We start from the raw sequence: 15,659 nt of genomic DNA, 5'->3' as shown, positions 1-15,659 counted from the left end.
AGCGAGTGCAAAAACAGGCATTTCCTACAGATGCAGCCTTCATGAAAAAGCCCCATTTCCTACAGTTATTGTCGATAGAACAGACTTGGTGCGTAGAGCACACGGCAGATAGTCTTCTTTCCGGCTGTGACATCAGCGGCCCGGTGTCGAAGCCGGAAAAAAATCAACATGGCGCAACCGCACTCATTTGAGTGGCGGCTCTATTCTCAATATTGGAGTCGAAAAATGCCTAACCACGTAAAAATTCCTTCTGAAAGCTCCGCTTTCTTCACCCCCACCGCCTTCACCCGCCACAACCACTTCCTCCACGCCTTCATGCAAGACCACGAATCCTGGTTCTGCGTGCAAGATCTCGGTCGCTTGATGGGTTACCCCCTGAACGAACGCCTCACCCTGAAACTCGATCCCGATCAGCGTCGCCATGTCCTTCTGCGTCGGGACGGCGAAATCATCGATTGCGCGATGGTCAGCGAGTCCGGCCTGTTCGCCCTGCTCGTCCATCACTTCGTCCCGGAAAACCGTCACCTGCGCCAGTGGTTGAGCCATGAAGTCATCCCGATGCTGCGCGAAACCCAATCAAGCCCTGTGGAAAACCACCCGAGCCTCAGTTCGATGCATTGGGCAGGCGTCACCGTGCCGCTGCTGCACTGGCAACAGCAGGCGTGGGTCAAATGGCGGGATGTGCCGGAGTTGATGCACGGCCAGCGGCCGTATCCGGTTCTGGGAACGTGTAGCTGATCCAAATAAAAAAGGGGCGAACATTTCAGTCCGCCCCTTTTAATTTCCACTCAAAACCGCGAAACACTCCGCATCGCATCCACCAGATACCGCATCGCAATCCGGTCATTCTCCGAAAGCTCCCGATAACGCTCCACCAGCTTCACTTCGTCAGAGCTGAGCCGGCGCCTTTTGCGGCCGCTGCCCAGGCAAGGAAAGATGCCCAACATGTCGGTGATCCCTTGTATTTTTGCCATGGACGATGTCCTTCAATACTTCAAAGAATTGCTAAACCACCACATCGCCCTGCCCCTTACAGCAGCGCCGTGTGCCCTACCGGTCAGCACCGGTCATGCCCATAGAATAGAAATTAAATCGGCGCTGAAAAGCGGTTTTTAGAGTAATTAGTCGAAAAAAGCAGATATGCCGTGTAAATCAGAACGCCCTGTCAGACTTTTAACCGACATGTCTTGTTTCATTGACACACTGGCGCGGTGAATCAACAAATTTTGCATTGCGAGCGAACCGTTTAAGCTAGCTGGCATCTGTTAATAGTCCGTTGCGTTTGGCCGAAGGCTTGTCCGAACCGTTATTTCTGATCCAGCACGTGCCAGGAACGGCGCGGGATTGCACACGACAGGTTGTATATATGCACCGCAGGAATTTGCTCAAAGCGTCCATGGCCATTGCGGCTTACACCGGTCTATCGGCCACTGGCCTGCTGGCCAGCCGTGCATGGGCGGCGAATGGCGGCGCCGCCGATGGCGAGGCTCAGGCCTTCGACTTCGAAGCGCTTAAGCGCCAGGCCAAGCAACTGGCCGGCAGCGCCTATCAGGACACCAAACAGGTGCTGCCGCCAACTCTGGCGACCATGACCCCGCAGAACTTCAATGCGATCCGCTACGACGGCGAGCATTCGCTGTGGAAGGAAAACAAGGGTCAGCTGGACGTGCAGTTCTTCCACGTCGGCATGGGGTTCCGTCAGCCGGTGCGCATGTACAGCGTCGACGCCAAGACGCGCACTGCCCGCGAGGTGCATTTCCGCCCGGCGCTGTTCAACTATGAAAACACTTCGGTCGACACCCAGCAGCTCAAGGGTGACCTCGGTTTTGCCGGCTTCAAGCTGTTCAAAGCGCCGGAGCTGGATCGTCACGATGTGTTGTCGTTCCTCGGCGCCAGCTATTTCCGTGCGGTAGACGCTACTGGCCAATATGGCCTCTCGGCGCGCGGCCTGGCGATCGACACTTACGCCAAGAAACGCGAAGAATTCCCTGACTTCACCAAGTTCTGGTTCGAGACACCGGACAAGAACGCCACCCGATTTGTGGTGTATGCCCTGCTCGACTCGCCGAGTGCCACTGGCGCTTACCGTTTCGACATCGACTGCCAGGCCGAGCGCGTGGTGATGGAAGTCGATGCGCACATCAATGCGCGTACGGCGATCGAGCAATTGGGCATCTCGCCGATGACCAGTATGTTCAGTTGTGGCACCCACGAGCGCCGCATGTGCGACACCATCCACCCGCAGATCCACGACTCGGATCGTCTGGCGATGTGGCGCGGCAACGGCGAGTGGATCTGCCGCCCGCTGAACAACCCGGCGACCCTGCAATTCAATGCGTTTGCCGACACCGATCCGAAAGGCTTCGGTCTGGTGCAGACCGACCATGAATTCGCCAACTATCAGGACACCGTGGACTGGTACAGCAAGCGCCCGAGCCTGTGGGTAGAACCGACCACGGCGTGGGGCGAAGGCTCTATCGATCTGCTGGAAATCCCTACCACCGGCGAGACTCTCGATAACATCGTCGCGTTCTGGACCCCGAAAAAACCGGTGGCTGCCGGGGATTCGCTGAACTACGGCTACAAGCTTTACTGGAGCGCATTGCCGCCCGTGGGCACGCCGTTGGCAAGGGTGCACGCGACCCGTTCCGGCATGGGCGGATTCACCGAAGGCTGGGCACCGGGCGAGCATTACCCGCCGGTGTGGGCGCGTCGTTTTGCCGTGGACTTCACTGGCGGTGGTCTGGATCGACTGCCGCAAGGCACCGGAATCGAACCGGTGGTGACGTGCTCGAACGGCAAGGTGCAGGATTTCAGCGTACTGGTGCTGGATGACATCAAGGGCTATCGGATTCTGTTTGACTGGTACCCGACCAGTGACAGCGTGGAGCCGGTGGAGCTGCGGTTGTTTATTCGCACCAACGATCGCACGTTGAGCGAGACCTGGTTGTACCAGTATTTCCCGCCGGCGCCGGACAAGCGTAAGTACCCTTGAGGGTTCTCCGGCGTCTGATTGGGCCTCATCGCGAGCAGGCTCACTCCTACAGGGTTATGTGTCGTTAACAAGATGTGTGTGCGACGCAGATCAACTGTAGGAGTGAGCCTGCTCGCGATAGCATCCGCCCAGTCAGCACAAAAACACCCAACAGAAACAAAGCCCCGGCCATCACTGACCGGGGCTTTTTGCTTTTTCACAACTCACTCAATCGCGCAAATCAGACTCATGAATCGGCTGATCACGATGCGTTGCCCGTTGATATTGCGCCGGCCACACCGCTTTGCGCCCACCGAGATCATCGTCGGCATGCAGCGGCCAGTACGGATCACGCAGCAACTCCCGAGCGAGGAAGATGATGTCGGCCTGACAGGTGCGCAGAATGTGCTCGGCCTGTGCAGGCTCGGTAATCATTCCCACGGTGCCAGTGGCGATGCCTGACTCCTTGCGCACACGTTCGGCGAAGCGCGTCTGATAACCCGGCCCGACCGGAATTTCCGCGTTGGCTGCCGTCCCGCCCGACGACACGTCGATCAGATCTGCGCCAAGGGTATGCAGACGGCGCGCCAGCTCCACGGTTTCATCCGGGTTCCAGCCATCCTCTACCCAGTCAGTGGCCGATACGCGAACAAACAGCGGCAACTCCTCAGGCCAGACCGCCCTCACCGCTTCAGTCACTTGCAGCACCAGACGAATACGGTTCTCGAACGATCCCCCGTACTGATCGCGACGCTGATTACTCAACGGCGAAAGAAACTGATGCAACAGATAACCATGCGCCGCATGCACCTCAACCACACTGAAACCGGCTTTCAACGCGCGTTTGGCGGCATCGACAAACGCCTGAATAACATCGGCGATTTGCCCTTCATCCAGCTGTTTCGGTTGCGTGTGTTGGGGATCGAAGGCAATCGGCGACGGCCCGACCGGGGTCCAACCGCCATCCTCCGGTTTGACGCTGCCATGCTTGCCGATCCACGGCCGATGGGTGCTGGCCTTGCGCCCGGCGTGGGCCAGTTGAATCCCGGCGACCGCACCTTGGGCGGTGATGAAGCGGGTGATGCGTTGTAGCGGCTCGATCTGTTCGTCGTTCCACAGGCCAAGGTCTTCGGCGGTGATCCGCCCGTCGGCCGTGACCGCCGTGGCTTCGGTAAATACCAGACCCGCACCACCTACCGCGCGACTGCCGAGGTGTACCAGATGCCAGTCGTTAGCGAGGCCGTCGACACTGGAGTATTGGCACATCGGTGACACCGCGATGCGGTTGGGCAGGGTCAGTTGGCGCAGAGTGAAGGGTTCAAGCAGCAGACTCATGGGGCACCTCTCAAATCAGTGGGCAGGCTCCAGGGTTCTGTTTGAATAGTCGACGAGTGACAGGAAAAAGATGCAGCACCCGCCCCCGCGGGCAAAAAATTCGACAAGACGTCACAAGGCCAATCAAGCAGTGCTTAGAGCCTAGTCGACAACCGGGGATGAGGGAGGGTTCAGAGTGATTCAGTGTGTGAAAGGACGCTTTCGCGAGCAGGCTCGCTCCCACAAAGGACAACACCGTACCTGTGGGAGCGGGCCTGCTCGCGAAGGGCTTAGCGCGGTTCGATGTGGGCAATCATCAACTGAACAGTCTCGTTACCCCGAAACTCGTTAACGTCGAGCTTATAAGCCAGTTCAACCCACTGAATCGTCGGGTTCGGCCAGATATCGCGATCAACGCCGAAGGCAATACCATCCAGCTTCACCGAGCCACATTCGCTCTTCAGCACCACTTTCAGGTGCCGTTCGCCGACCACTCGCTGTTCGACCAACTGAAACACGCCGTGAAACAGCGGCTCCGGGAAGTGCTGCCCCCAAGGCCCGGCATGGCGCAAGGCGCGGGCCAGTTCGAGGTGGAATTCTTCAACCGCCAGCGTGCCATCGGTCAGCATGCGCCCGGTCAGGTCTTCTTCGCGAAGTTGCCTACGCACCTCAGCGTCAAAGGCCTCGGCGAAAAGCGGAAAATTCTCCTGCGGCAAGGTAAGACCAGCGGCCATTGCGTGGCCACCATACTTGGCGATCAGGTTCGGATGCTGCGCCGCCACCACGCTCAACGCGTCACGAATGTGGAAGCCTTGCACCGAACGCCCGGAGCCCTTGAGCAAGCCATCACCGGCATCGGCGAAGGCAATGGTCGGACGGAAATAGCGCTCTTTCATCCGCGACGCGAGAATCCCGATTACACCCTGGTGCCACTCCGGGTCGAACAGGCACAGACCAAACGGCATCGATTCGACCGGCAAGTCCTTGAGCTGCGCCAGCGCCTCGCGCTGCATGCCTTGTTCGATAGATTTGCGATCCTGGTTCATGCCGTCCAGTTGCGCGGCCATTTCCCGGGCCAGGTTGGCGTCGGCAGTGAGCAGGCATTCGATGCCCAGGCTCATGTCATCCAGACGTCCGGCAGCATTCAGGCGCGGGCCGACAATAAAGCCAAGATCGGTGGAGGTAATGCGCGCAGCGTCTCGCTTGGCCACTTCAAGGATCGCTTTGATCCCCGGCCGTGCGCGCCCGGCGCGAATCCGCTCGAGACCTTGATGCACCAGAATCCGGTTGTTGGCGTCCAGCGGCACCACATCGGCAACGCTGCCCAGCGCCACCAGGTCGAGCAGTTCACCGATGTTCGGCTGCGGCTTGTTCTCGTACCAGCCGAGACTGCGCAAACGTGCACGCAACGCCATCAACACATAGAAAATCACCCCGACGCCGGCCAGTGCCTTGCTCGGGAATTCGCAGCCGGGCTGGTTCGGGTTGACCAGCGCATCGGCCAGCGGCAGTTCATCGCCAGGCAAGTGGTGGTCGGTGATCAGTACTTTGAGGCCGGCCTTTTTGGCAGCGGCCACGCCTTCGACGCTGGAGATGCCGTTGTCGACGGTGATCAGCAATTGCGGTTCGCGGGTCAGTGCGACCTCGACGATTTCCGGGGTCAGGCCGTAGCCATATTCGAAGCGGTTCGGCACCAGATAGTCGACATGCGCCGCACCGAGCAAGCGCAAACCAAGCATGCCGACGGTACTGGCGGTCGCCCCGTCCGCGTCGAAGTCGCCGACGATGAGGATGCGCTGGCGTTGCTCCAGCGCTGTCACCAGCAAGTCCACCGCCGCGTCGATGCCCTTGAGTTGCTGAAACGGGATCAACCGCGCCAGGCTCTTGTCCAGCTCCGCCTCGGACTGCACGCCCCGCGCCGCGTACAAGCGGGTCAGCAAGGGTGGCAGATCACCGAGAAACGGCAGAGTGGCAGGCAGTTGACGAGGTTCGATACGCATGGGGTGACAGAGACTTCTCTTGATTACGTGGGATTATTGCGGTGGTGACGCGGGATCAGCCGCGCTCACCTTGCAGCCATTGCAACTGGACTTCGTGCTGACCACGGTCGTCAGTGACGAAGATCGTGCCTTCGCTGATCATCACGTCCCACTTGATGACGCGAGGCATGTCCTTGGCCAGCGTCTCCAGCACTTCCTGAGGGACGGCCGCGATGTTGACGTTTTTCAGGTTCTTGATCGCCGGGATCACCTTGGTTTCCCAGACGCGCAGGCTGCCATAGGCCAGCAGGCTGGTGCGCTCGGTGCGACGCGAGCACCAGGTCAGGCGATCAGCGTCAGGCTGGCCAACTTCGATCCAGTGCAGAACACGGTCGTCCAGGCTCTTTTCCCACAGTGCAGGTTCATCCACGTCTGACAGACCGCGACCAAACGACAACTGCTCGTTGTACCAGAGGGCATAGGCCAGCAGGCGCACGGTCATACGCTCTTCGGTTTCCGAAGGGTGACGGGCGATGGTCTGCTTGACGCTCTCGTAGACACTGCGGTCGAGGTCGGTGAGGTTCAGTTCAAATTTGTAGGTAGTGGACGGCTGGGCCATGAACGGGCTTCTTGATACGAGGAAAGTCGGCAAGTCTAACCGATGCGGTAGGCAATCATCGAATTGATGGCGATCAAGCTGCGGCGTCTGACAGCCGGCTATGTTAAAACGCTGTATCCGCTCAGCCTTGTCCTACAGGATTTCGCATGCCGTTCACTAGCAAACCGCTCTCGGGTCTGAAAGTCATTGAATTGGGTACATTGATTGCCGGGCCGTTTGCCTCGCGTATTTGCGGCGAGTTCGGCGCTGAAGTAATCAAGATCGAGTCGCCCGACGGCGGGGATCCATTGCGCAAGTGGCGAAAACTGTATGAAGGCACGTCGTTGTGGTGGTTCGTCCAGGCACGCAACAAGAAGTCGCTGACGCTGAACCTCAAACACCCTGACGGCTTGGCGATCCTGAAAAAACTGCTCAGTGAAGCCGACATCCTCATCGAGAACTTCCGCCCCGGCGTGCTGGAAAAACTGGGCTTGGGTTGGGAAACCCTGCACGCGTTAAACCCGAAACTGGTGATGGTGCGCCTGTCCGGTTTTGGCCAGACCGGGCCGATGAAGGATCAGCCCGGCTTCGGTGCGGTAGGTGAGTCCATGGGCGGCTTGCGCTACATCACCGGTTTCGAGGACCGCCCACCGGTGCGCACCGGAATTTCCATCGGCGATTCGATTGCCGCGCTATGGGGCGTGATCGGCGCGCTAATGGCGCTGCGTCATCGCGAAGTCAATGGCGGCACAGGCCAGGTTGTCGATGTCGCGTTGTATGAAGCGATTTTCGCGATGATGGAAAGCATGGTGCCGGAGTTCGACGTGTTCGGTTTTATCCGCGAGCGCACCGGCAACATCATGCCCGGCATCACACCCTCCTCTATCCACACCAGTGCCGATGGCAAACACGTGCAGATCGGCGCCAATGGTGACGCGATCTTCAAACGCTTCATGCTGATCATCGGCCGTGAAGACCTGGCCAATGACCCTACGCTGGCCAGCAACGACGGGCGTGACAATCGTCGCGACGAGTTGTACGGCGTGATCGATCGCTGGGTCAATTCGTTGCCGCTGCAATCCGTGCTCGACCTGCTCAATCAGGCCGAAGTACCGGCCAGCCGGATCTTCAGCGCCGAGGACATGTTCAGCGATCCGCAGTACCTGGCCCGAGAGATGTTCCTGCAGGCCAAGCTGCCCGGCGGCAAAGATTTCAAGATGCCGGGCATCGTGCCGAAACTCTCAGAGACACCCGGCAGTTCGGAATGGGTCGGACCGCAATTGGGTGAACACAATGCGCAGGTACTTCACGATCTTGGCTACGACGAGCGCCAGATCGCCAAGTTGCGCGAAGACGGAGCCATTTAAGCTGAAACGCCGGCAGACATCGCACGCCAACCGTGCCCATCACTGGTGGACGTGGCGGTTGTTCGGCTTGTTGTTTTTGCTCATGCTGTCGACCGGCGCGCAGGCGAAACCGACGCTGACCTGGTTACTGCGCGACCTGCCGCCCCTGACCATTTTTGAAGGCCCGAAAAAAGGCCAGGGTGTCATTGATCACCTCATGCCGATGCTGATTGCCGGCATGCCGCAATACGAACACAAGTTGATGCGAGTCAATCGAGCCCGAGGCATCCAGATGCTTCACGAAGCCTCCTTCACCTGCGACCCGTCGCTGATCTGGAGCAAGGAGCGCGCGCAATGGATCGCGTACTCCATCCCGGCCTTCCGCGCCGTCAGTAATGGGCTGGTGGTGCGTCAGAAAGATCGCGAAGTGTTGGCACCGTTTCTCGTGGAAGGTGAAATCGATCTGGCATCGCTGCTAGCCAATGGCCAAGTGAAAATCGGTGTCGTGGCGGAACGCAGTTACGGTGCAATAGTCGATGACTTGCTGCGCCAGGCCCCCACGGACGCCCTGACGCCTCATTACGGCAACGAGGCCCTGAACAATCTGCTGCTGATGCAGCGCCTGGGACGATTACAGGTGGTGCTGGGCTATTGGCCAGAAATTCGTTATCAGGCTCATCTGGCGCAAATCGCCGAAGACGAATTGCTGTTTTATCCGATCCGCGGCACCGGTAAATACCTGTCGGGCTACATCGGCTGCTCCGACACACACCAGGGCCGTCAGGCAATCAGCGAAATAAACCAACTGCTGCGCACCCTTCCCCACGATCAACTGAACCAGTTGTACGCCGACTGGCTGGACCCCGCGATGCGAAGTGACTACCTCGAACAGGCCCGATCGTTCTTCGAGCAACAAGCGGCGCCATGAGCAAATCGCAGACAAAAGAAACCCCGAGAAGTGGGGAGACGACTCGGGGTTAAACGTGGCCTACATAAAGACCCGTAGCAGCAAGCGACAAGCACCGGAGCACAATGCTTGATCCTGCTGTTACCGGGTCTGACTGACAGGGATGCAGGAAGGTTCCCACAAAAAATATTTCATCTTTACAGCGCCGCACGTTTATCCAGCGCGGCGTTGCGCAATGCCGCGATCACACAGGGTTCCAGCCTTCCCTCCGCAATCAGAACGTCGCGGTGCAAGCCGTCAACGACATCGGTCAACTGGCGCTTGTCAGTCAGTTGTGCCTGATTGAATTCGCGTTCCACCACAATGGCGCCGTGACTGTTCTTCAAAGTCACCAGGCATTCGCCATGGGAACCGTTTGGAGACAACGAAACCTGATACGGGCTCAGAGCCTCACCGAGCAATAGACTGATACTTTCCATCTCGATCTCCACTCAATAGTCCGAAAACTGTGTGCCTGGGGCGTGTTCACAATAAATGACCACCGGCCCGAGAAGAAAGTTCTGCATACCGATCGCTCCGCTCCTGGAGTCACCGGTCTGTCAGAGCATGCACGGCGAAGATGACAGAAAAATAACCGTCCCCGTCAAACCTGGAGAGTTGGCGAAGCGGCGCTCAGGTAACTGTCGAGCAAACCGCGCATCAGCACCGCCGACACCGGGGTTTGCAGGCGCCCCAGCAGCCGCAGGCGGTGTTCACACAGCAAAGGCTCTAGATCGTTCAGCAGGCTTGGTGCGACCGTCCCCAGCAGGATCAACGCACGCGCCTCATGCCGTGTCGCCAGATGATGAATCAGCGCCAGGCCATCGCCCCCCTTGAGTTGCGGATCGCAAATGGCGATGTCGACCGCGCCGCGATGACCCAGCGAAGACAGCGCAGAGGCCAGCGACGGCGCCGTCAGCACGTCATAGATGCCAATGGCATTGAGCATTTGATGCAATGCCATCAGCTGGAACGGATTGGGTTCAAGTATCAGGACTTTAAGCGAGCGCATAAGCGACCTCTGGAGGCGACAATCGCGGACTCTCACCGCAGTTGTTGTCACTCTAGGGCAGCCGTCCTAAGCCTCCCATCGGAAAAGTAGTCGCGTCTTATAGGACATTTCCCATCTTCATTGCAGACATCGACACCCGCTCTCTGTACGACGCAGGGTGATGTCCGTCCAGCCCCCCAAAAGTCCACGCAGTTTGCCGTCGGCGCTGTAGAACGGCACTGTCCACTGATAGACCTCGCGGGGACCACTCTTGAATTGCAATCGGCGCTTGCTGAAGCGCGACTTGCGGGTACGCAACTGCACCAGGAACTCGTCGTGCAGCATCAGCGCCGTAGCCTGCGGCAGCGCGTCAACCTCGATCAGCAACTTCCCCAGCACCTGATCCAGTCGAATCGACAAGGCCTCCTCATAGCTGCGATTGCACATGATCAGCCGCCCTTGCAGATCACGGACGAACACCGGGTCGGGCATGGAGTCGATCAGCGCGTGCTGAAACGCCAGTTGATCACCCAGATCCTTTTCCGCCGCGCGACGCAGTTTGATCACGGCCGTCAGTCGCCGATTCCATATCAGGAAAAGCAGGCCAAACACGCCGAGTCCGCCCATGCCCCAGCAACCCCATTCGAGCATCTGCTGCCAGACCGACGGCACGGGCACCGGTGCAACCCCCTCCAGCCATTTCAGGCGGATCGCCCGTAACTCCGCCGCAGGAAAAGCCTCAAGGGCCTTGTTGAGAATACTCAAGAGCACTGGCATGCCTTTACGCACGGCCAGGTTATCCGCTTCCCATTTACCTTCGACCAGACCGCCCACCTTGAGCAACCCCAAAGGATACAGCTGAGCGCCGATTTCGTTCTCGATGGTGGCGTAAGCTTCACCGCTCTCGACCAGTGCTCGCGCCTCAGCGTAGGTCTTGACCGAGCGAATCTCGATCGACGGGAAGTCACGCCGGATCATGTCTTCCAGCGCATGCCGGGCCGGCAGCACCAACACCCGTTGACTCAATTGCTCAAAAGCCTCCAGCCGGGGCGCGTCAGCGCGGCCGACAAACACCCAGCCCGCACCACCAAATGCATGGCTGTAATCCAGAAACGCCTTGCGCTCCTCGCTCATGGCCAGGGTCGTACTGATATCCGCCGATCCGCTTTCCAGACGTTCGAGCATGTGATCGGTGGAAAACGACTCCTGATGCACAAAACGCAACCCGGTCATCGCCGTCACGCGCTTGAGTACATCATTATTCAAGCCGCTCCACTGCCCGTGCTCATCCTGGAACAGATACAACGGGTACTGCAACGACGTCACCTTCACCTCGGGGTTGTCTCGAATCCACTGACGCTCGTGCGCAGCCAGTTCGATGGGCTGGACCCTGGAAGTCGCGGCATCGTCATGCAGCGCCAGTTGCGCCGCCTCGCTGCTGCGCATCAAAGACAGTAATCCGAACAAGAACAGCCCACTCAGTGCCGGTTTCAAACCTCTATAAAACAGCATTGCCACTTCCTTCGTGATCGACTCACCCGTCCTTCGTGGGTGAAAACCCGCACAGTGTGGCAGCAGAAACAAAAAAGCCCGTCAGGAGACGGGCTTCAAAATGTGACAGCTTTTACCGGCTTAAAGCGGCTTGCCGCGGTTGCCATGCTGGCTGACAAAGGCTTGCACGGCTTTCAGCTCGTTTGGCAAAACGGTGCAACGCTCGTTTCGCTCAAACAAATCAGAAAGATGTGCAGGTAGCTCGAGCGCTTTTCCTACACCGGCTTTCTCTACCGCATCCGGGAATTTCACCGGATGTGCGGTGCCGAGAATCACCATCGGGATATCGAGGCTACGACGGCATTCGCGCGCGGCCTTGACGCCGATCGCGGTATGCGGATCCAGCACTTCACCGGTCTGCTCGTAAACTTCGGCGATGGTTTCGCAGGTTTGCGCGTCGTCCACGGCCAGCGAGTCGAACAGCTTGCGGGCTTCGGTCCAGCGTTCTTGCTCGACGCTGAAACCACCACCCTGCTTGAACGTGTCCATCAGACCGGCGATGGCCGCGCCGTTGCGACCGTGCAGGTCGAACAGCAGGCGTTCGAAGTTCGACGAGACCATGATGTCCATCGACGGCGACAGCGTGGCGTGCAGGGTTTCCTTGACGTACTGATTGCCGCTCATGAAGCGGTGCAGGATGTCGTTGCGGTTGGTGGCGACGATCAACTGGTTGATCGGCAGGCCCATGTTGCGCGCCAGGTAACCGGCGAAGATGTCGCCAAAGTTGCCGGTCGGCACCGAGAACGACACCGAACGCGCCGGACCGCCCAACTGCAGGGCCGCGTGGAAGTAGTAGACGATCTGGGCCATGATCCGCGCCCAGTTGATCGAGTTCACCGCCACCAGACGCGTGCCTTTGAGGAAGCTCTGGTCGGCGAAGCTCGCCTTGACCATTTCCTGGCAGTCATCGAAGTTGCCTTCGATGGCGATGTTGTGGATGTTCTCGCCGAAAATCGTGGTCATCTGGCGACGCTGCACTTCGGACACACGGTTGTGCGGGTGCAGAATGAAGATGTCGACGTTTTCGCAGTGCTTGCAGCCTTCGATGGCCGCCGAGCCAGTGTCACCCGAGGTGGCGCCGACGATGACCACGCGCTCACCGCGTTTTTCCAGCACGTAGTCGAGCAGACGACCGAGCAGTTGCAGAGCGAAGTCCTTGAACGCCAAAGTCGGGCCGTGGAACAACTCCAGCACCCATTCGTTGCCGTTCAACTGACGCAGCGGCGCCACGGCGCTGTGGGCGAACACACCGTAGGTTTCTTCAAGGATCTTTTTGAAATCGGCATCCGGAATGCTGCCGGTAACGAACGGACGCATCACCCGGAAGGCCAGTTCGTGATACGGCAGGCCGGCCCACGAAGCGATTTCTTCCTGAGTGAAACGTGGCAGGTTTTCCGGAACGTACAGACCGCCGTCGGTGGCGAGACCGGCCAGCAGGACGTCTTCGAAATTCAGGGCCGGTGCCTGGCCGCGGGTACTGATGTAACGCATGACTGACTCCAATGGAGAGTGTTCACGACACCCGCCCCGTGCACGGGACGGGTGCAGGACAACGACTTAGTTCAGGTGCTCGACGCGGATCCGGACAACCGGACCATTCACGCCGGCCAGGGCTTCGAGGGCGGCGATCGCATCGTTGATACGTTGCTCGACCACCCGGTGGGTCAGCAGGATCATCGGCACCAGACCGTCTTGCTCTTCAACTTCCTTCTGCATGATCGACTCGATGTTGATGCCGCGCTCCGAGAGGATGCTCGCCACCTGAGCCAGTACACCCGGATGGTCCTTGGCCTGGATGCGCAGGTAGTAGGCGCTTTCGCAGGCTTCGATCGGCAGGATCGGATGGGCCGACAGCGAATCCGGCTGGAAGGCCAGGTGCGGTACGCGGTTTTCCGGGTCGGAAGTCATGGCGCGAACCACGTCGATCAGGTCGGCAATTACCGACGAGGCGGTTGGCTCCATGCCGGCGCCAGCGCCGTAGAACAGCGTCGAACCAGCCGCATCACCGTTGACCATCACCGCGTTCATCACGCCGTTGACGTTGGCGATCAGGCGATCGGCCGGGATCAGCGTCGGGTGCACGCGCAACTCGATGCCGGCGGCAGTGCTGCGCGCCACGCCGAGGTGCTTGATGCGGTAGCCCAGCGCTTCGGCGTAGTTGACGTCGGCGGTGGTCAGTTTGGTGATGCCTTCGGTGTAAGCCTTGTCGAATTGCAGCGGAATGCCGAACGCGATGGAGGCCAGAATCGTCAGTTTGTGCGCGGCGTCGATGCCTTCAACGTCGAAGGTCGGATCGACTTCGGCGTAACCCAGTGCCTGGGCTTCGGCCAGCACGTCTTCGAAGGTACGGCCCTTCTCGCGCATTTCGGTGAGGATGAAGTTACCGGTGCCGTTGATGATCCCGGCCACCCAGTTGATGCGGTTGGCGGACAAGCCTTCACGGATCGCCTTGATCACCGGAATGCCACCGGCCACGGCCGCTTCGAATGCCACGATCACGCCTTTCTCGCGTGCCTTGGCGAAAATTTCATTACCGTGAACGGCAATCAGAGCCTTGTTCGCGGTGACCACATGCTTGCCATTCTCGATGGCCTTGAGTACCAGCTCGCGGGCAACGGTGTAGCCGCCCATCAGCTCTATGACGATGTCGATCTCAGGGTTCGTGGCCACTTCGAAGACATCGTTGGTAATCGCAATACCGGTCGTCTGGAACTGAGGCTTTGGCGTGCGCATGGCAATTTGTGCCACTTCGATTCCACGCCCGGCACGACGAGCAATTTCCTCGGCGTTGCGCTGAAGTACGTTGAAGGTACCGCCACCGACGGTCCCTAACCCACAGATGCCTACTTTGACCGGATTCACTGTGAACTCCCCATAAAACGGCCGACGCGGGGTCGGCCGGAAAACAACCGCGTGCTCGCGGCTCTCTATTGATGGCCCGGCGATGCAGCTGCCGGACCATGATCGTCACGGCTGACCGTGACGATGCGAATCACTTCGCGCCCAGCGCCAGTTTGGCGACTTGTGGCGCAGGCTGGTAGCCCGGAATCACTTGTCCGTCAGCCAAAACGATGGCCGGTGTGCCGTTCACGCCGATCGACTGACCTAGGGCGAACTGCTTGGAAACCGGGTTATCGCACTTGGCGGCCTTGATCTCCTTGCCATCGACCATTTTGTCCATGGCGGCTTTCTTGTCTTTCGAGCACCACACGGCTTGCAGTTGCTCGTCACCCGGCGAGTTCAGACCCTGGCGCGGGAACGCAACGTAACGCACTTCGATGCCGCGCTTGTTCAGCTCCGGCACTTCGGCGTGCAGCTTGTGGCAGTACGGGCAGGTGGTGTCGGTGAACACGGTGATGTGCGACTTGGTTTCGCCCACGGCCGGGTAGACCACGGTTTCGGCCACCGGGATGGCATTGATCAGTTTGGAGATGCCCAGGCGTTCGGTCTTCTCGGTCAGGTTGACCGGTTTGCCGTCCTTGAGCTGGAACAGGTAACCCTGAACGATGTACTGACCATCGGCGCTGGCGTAGAGCACGCGGCTGCCCTTGAGCTTGACTTCGTACATGCCCGGCAACGGGCTGGCGCTGATGCTTTCTACCGGAACCTCGAGTTCGAGTTTTTCCAGGCTTTGACGAATGGCTTTGTCGGCCGCGTCATCGGCGACGGCAAAGGTACTGACCAACGCAATGGCTGCGGCGGCGAAAATCTGGGTCAGACGCATGAGAACTCCTGAAGGCGGACAAATGGATCGATCAGAACGCCCGTGCCGGAACACCGGGTCATAACCGTCCATCGTGCAAACCGGCAAAGCCTAACACATAAGGTCACGGTGGCCGAATGCGCCTGTCGCCATAGATTTTGAGAGCACTGGAGAACCTGTAGGAGTGAGCCTGCTCGCGATAGCGGTCCTTCATTCAGCACTGTGTTGTCAGGAATACCGCTATCGCGAGCAGGCGC

14 protein-coding genes are annotated in these 15,659 nt (G+C 59.1%); 4 read left to right on the top strand and 10 right to left on the bottom strand.

The window, feature by feature from the left end:
* Nucleotides 1–225 precede the first annotated feature (225 nt).
* Complete coding sequence (locus AC1DVF_RS09830; RefSeq protein ID WP_477782389.1) at nt 226–738, top strand: BRO-N domain-containing protein; 513 nt, start codon at nt 226–228, stop codon at nt 736–738.
* 50 nt (nt 739–788) lie between these two features.
* On the opposite strand, the gene AC1DVF_RS09825 is transcribed toward AC1DVF_RS09830, so the two are convergent.
* Nucleotides 789–974 carry a hypothetical protein gene (locus AC1DVF_RS09825; RefSeq protein WP_007908956.1) on the bottom strand — a complete coding sequence of 62 codons (186 nt, stop codon included), beginning with the start codon at nt 972–974 and terminating at the stop codon, nt 789–791.
* Nucleotides 975–1,366: 392 nt separating this feature from the next.
* On the opposite strand from AC1DVF_RS09825, the gene AC1DVF_RS09820 reads away from it, so the two are divergent.
* Nucleotides 1,367–2,995 (top strand): glucan biosynthesis protein D, encoded by a 1,629-nt coding sequence (locus tag AC1DVF_RS09820; protein WP_099758089.1) that lies wholly within the window; start codon nt 1,367–1,369, stop codon nt 2,993–2,995.
* A gap of 207 nt (nt 2,996–3,202) precedes the next feature.
* Here the strand turns inward: AC1DVF_RS09820 and AC1DVF_RS09815 are convergent, their stop codons facing one another.
* From AC1DVF_RS09815 to AC1DVF_RS09805, 3 genes are all read right to left on the bottom strand, one after another.
* Complete coding sequence (locus tag AC1DVF_RS09815; RefSeq protein ID WP_477782388.1) at nt 3,203–4,309, bottom strand: NADH:flavin oxidoreductase/NADH oxidase; 1,107 nt, start codon at nt 4,307–4,309, stop codon at nt 3,203–3,205.
* Nucleotides 4,310–4,578: 269 nt separating this feature from the next.
* Nucleotides 4,579–6,288: a single-stranded-DNA-specific exonuclease RecJ gene (gene recJ / locus AC1DVF_RS09810; protein WP_095050352.1), complete on the bottom strand. Its 1,710-nt coding sequence runs from the start codon at nt 6,286–6,288 to the stop codon at nt 4,579–4,581.
* Nucleotides 6,289–6,343: 55 nt separating this feature from the next.
* Nucleotides 6,344–6,886 carry a YaeQ family protein gene (locus AC1DVF_RS09805; protein ID WP_007908961.1) on the bottom strand — a complete coding sequence of 181 codons (543 nt, stop codon included), beginning with the start codon at nt 6,884–6,886 and terminating at the stop codon, nt 6,344–6,346.
* A 146-nt stretch (nt 6,887–7,032) separates the two neighbouring features.
* On the opposite strand from AC1DVF_RS09805, the gene AC1DVF_RS09800 reads away from it, so the two are divergent.
* On the top strand, nt 7,033–8,232 hold the full coding sequence (locus AC1DVF_RS09800) for a CaiB/BaiF CoA transferase family protein (protein WP_093436780.1): 1,200 nt from the start codon (nt 7,033–7,035) through the stop codon (nt 8,230–8,232).
* Nucleotides 8,159–9,139, top strand: coding sequence for a TIGR02285 family protein (locus tag AC1DVF_RS09795; protein WP_460130931.1), 981 nt, complete (start codon nt 8,159–8,161; stop codon nt 9,137–9,139). Before AC1DVF_RS09800 ends, AC1DVF_RS09795 begins: the two co-directional genes overlap by 74 nt.
* 176 nt (nt 9,140–9,315) lie before the next feature.
* On the opposite strand, the gene AC1DVF_RS09790 is transcribed toward AC1DVF_RS09795, so the two are convergent.
* From AC1DVF_RS09790 to dsbC, 6 genes are all read right to left on the bottom strand, one after another.
* Nucleotides 9,316–9,597: a DUF3509 domain-containing protein gene (locus AC1DVF_RS09790; protein ID WP_093436783.1), complete on the bottom strand. Its 282-nt coding sequence runs from the start codon at nt 9,595–9,597 to the stop codon at nt 9,316–9,318.
* 164 nt (nt 9,598–9,761) lie between these two features.
* Nucleotides 9,762–10,169, bottom strand: coding sequence for a response regulator (locus AC1DVF_RS09785; RefSeq protein ID WP_093436788.1), 408 nt, complete (start codon nt 10,167–10,169; stop codon nt 9,762–9,764).
* A 117-nt stretch (nt 10,170–10,286) separates the two neighbouring features.
* Complete coding sequence (locus AC1DVF_RS09780; RefSeq protein WP_320335728.1) at nt 10,287–11,660, bottom strand: transporter substrate-binding domain-containing protein; 1,374 nt, start codon at nt 11,658–11,660, stop codon at nt 10,287–10,289.
* A 120-nt stretch (nt 11,661–11,780) separates the two neighbouring features.
* A complete protein-coding gene (thrC, locus tag AC1DVF_RS09775) occupies nt 11,781–13,190 on the bottom strand; it encodes a threonine synthase (RefSeq protein WP_186621967.1) in 1,410 nt (469 codons plus the stop codon).
* Nucleotides 13,191–13,256: 66 nt separating this feature from the next.
* Nucleotides 13,257–14,561, bottom strand: a complete 1,305-nt coding sequence (locus AC1DVF_RS09770) for a homoserine dehydrogenase (protein WP_093436800.1) — start codon at nt 14,559–14,561, stop codon at nt 13,257–13,259.
* 130 nt (nt 14,562–14,691) lie between these two features.
* Complete coding sequence (gene dsbC, locus AC1DVF_RS09765) at nt 14,692–15,423, bottom strand: bifunctional protein-disulfide isomerase/oxidoreductase DsbC (RefSeq protein WP_007908974.1); 732 nt, start codon at nt 15,421–15,423, stop codon at nt 14,692–14,694.
* Nucleotides 15,424–15,659: the final 236 nt, after the last annotated feature.

It is taken from the genome of Pseudomonas sp. P4_D7, assembly GCF_056401755.1.
This window is presented reverse-complemented; position numbering and strand designations above follow the sequence as displayed.

What these genes read in the sequence shown, in the direction of transcription:
- AC1DVF_RS09830 (WP_477782389.1), top strand. Translation starts at nt 226, where the DNA reads ATGCCTAACCACGTAAAAATTCCTTCTGAAAGCTCCGCTTTCTTCACC.
- AC1DVF_RS09825 (WP_007908956.1), bottom strand. Translation starts at nt 974, where the DNA reads ATGGCAAAAATACAAGGGATCACCGACATGTTGGGCATCTTTCCTTGC.
- AC1DVF_RS09820 (WP_099758089.1), top strand. Translation starts at nt 1,367, where the DNA reads ATGCACCGCAGGAATTTGCTCAAAGCGTCCATGGCCATTGCGGCTTAC.
- AC1DVF_RS09815 (WP_477782388.1), bottom strand. Translation starts at nt 4,309, where the DNA reads ATGAGTCTGCTGCTTGAACCCTTCACTCTGCGCCAACTGACCCTGCCC.
- recJ (WP_095050352.1), bottom strand. Translation starts at nt 6,288, where the DNA reads ATGCGTATCGAACCTCGTCAACTGCCTGCCACTCTGCCGTTTCTCGGT.
- AC1DVF_RS09805 (WP_007908961.1), bottom strand. Translation starts at nt 6,886, where the DNA reads ATGGCCCAGCCGTCCACTACCTACAAATTTGAACTGAACCTCACCGAC.
- AC1DVF_RS09800 (WP_093436780.1), top strand. Translation starts at nt 7,033, where the DNA reads ATGCCGTTCACTAGCAAACCGCTCTCGGGTCTGAAAGTCATTGAATTG.
- AC1DVF_RS09795 (WP_460130931.1), top strand. Translation starts at nt 8,159, where the DNA reads ATGCGCAGGTACTTCACGATCTTGGCTACGACGAGCGCCAGATCGCCA.
- AC1DVF_RS09790 (WP_093436783.1), bottom strand. Translation starts at nt 9,597, where the DNA reads ATGGAAAGTATCAGTCTATTGCTCGGTGAGGCTCTGAGCCCGTATCAG.
- AC1DVF_RS09785 (WP_093436788.1), bottom strand. Translation starts at nt 10,169, where the DNA reads ATGCGCTCGCTTAAAGTCCTGATACTTGAACCCAATCCGTTCCAGCTG.
- AC1DVF_RS09780 (WP_320335728.1), bottom strand. Translation starts at nt 11,660, where the DNA reads ATGCTGTTTTATAGAGGTTTGAAACCGGCACTGAGTGGGCTGTTCTTG.
- thrC (WP_186621967.1), bottom strand. Translation starts at nt 13,190, where the DNA reads ATGCGTTACATCAGTACCCGCGGCCAGGCACCGGCCCTGAATTTCGAA.
- dsbC (WP_007908974.1), bottom strand. Translation starts at nt 15,423, where the DNA reads ATGCGTCTGACCCAGATTTTCGCCGCCGCAGCCATTGCGTTGGTCAGT.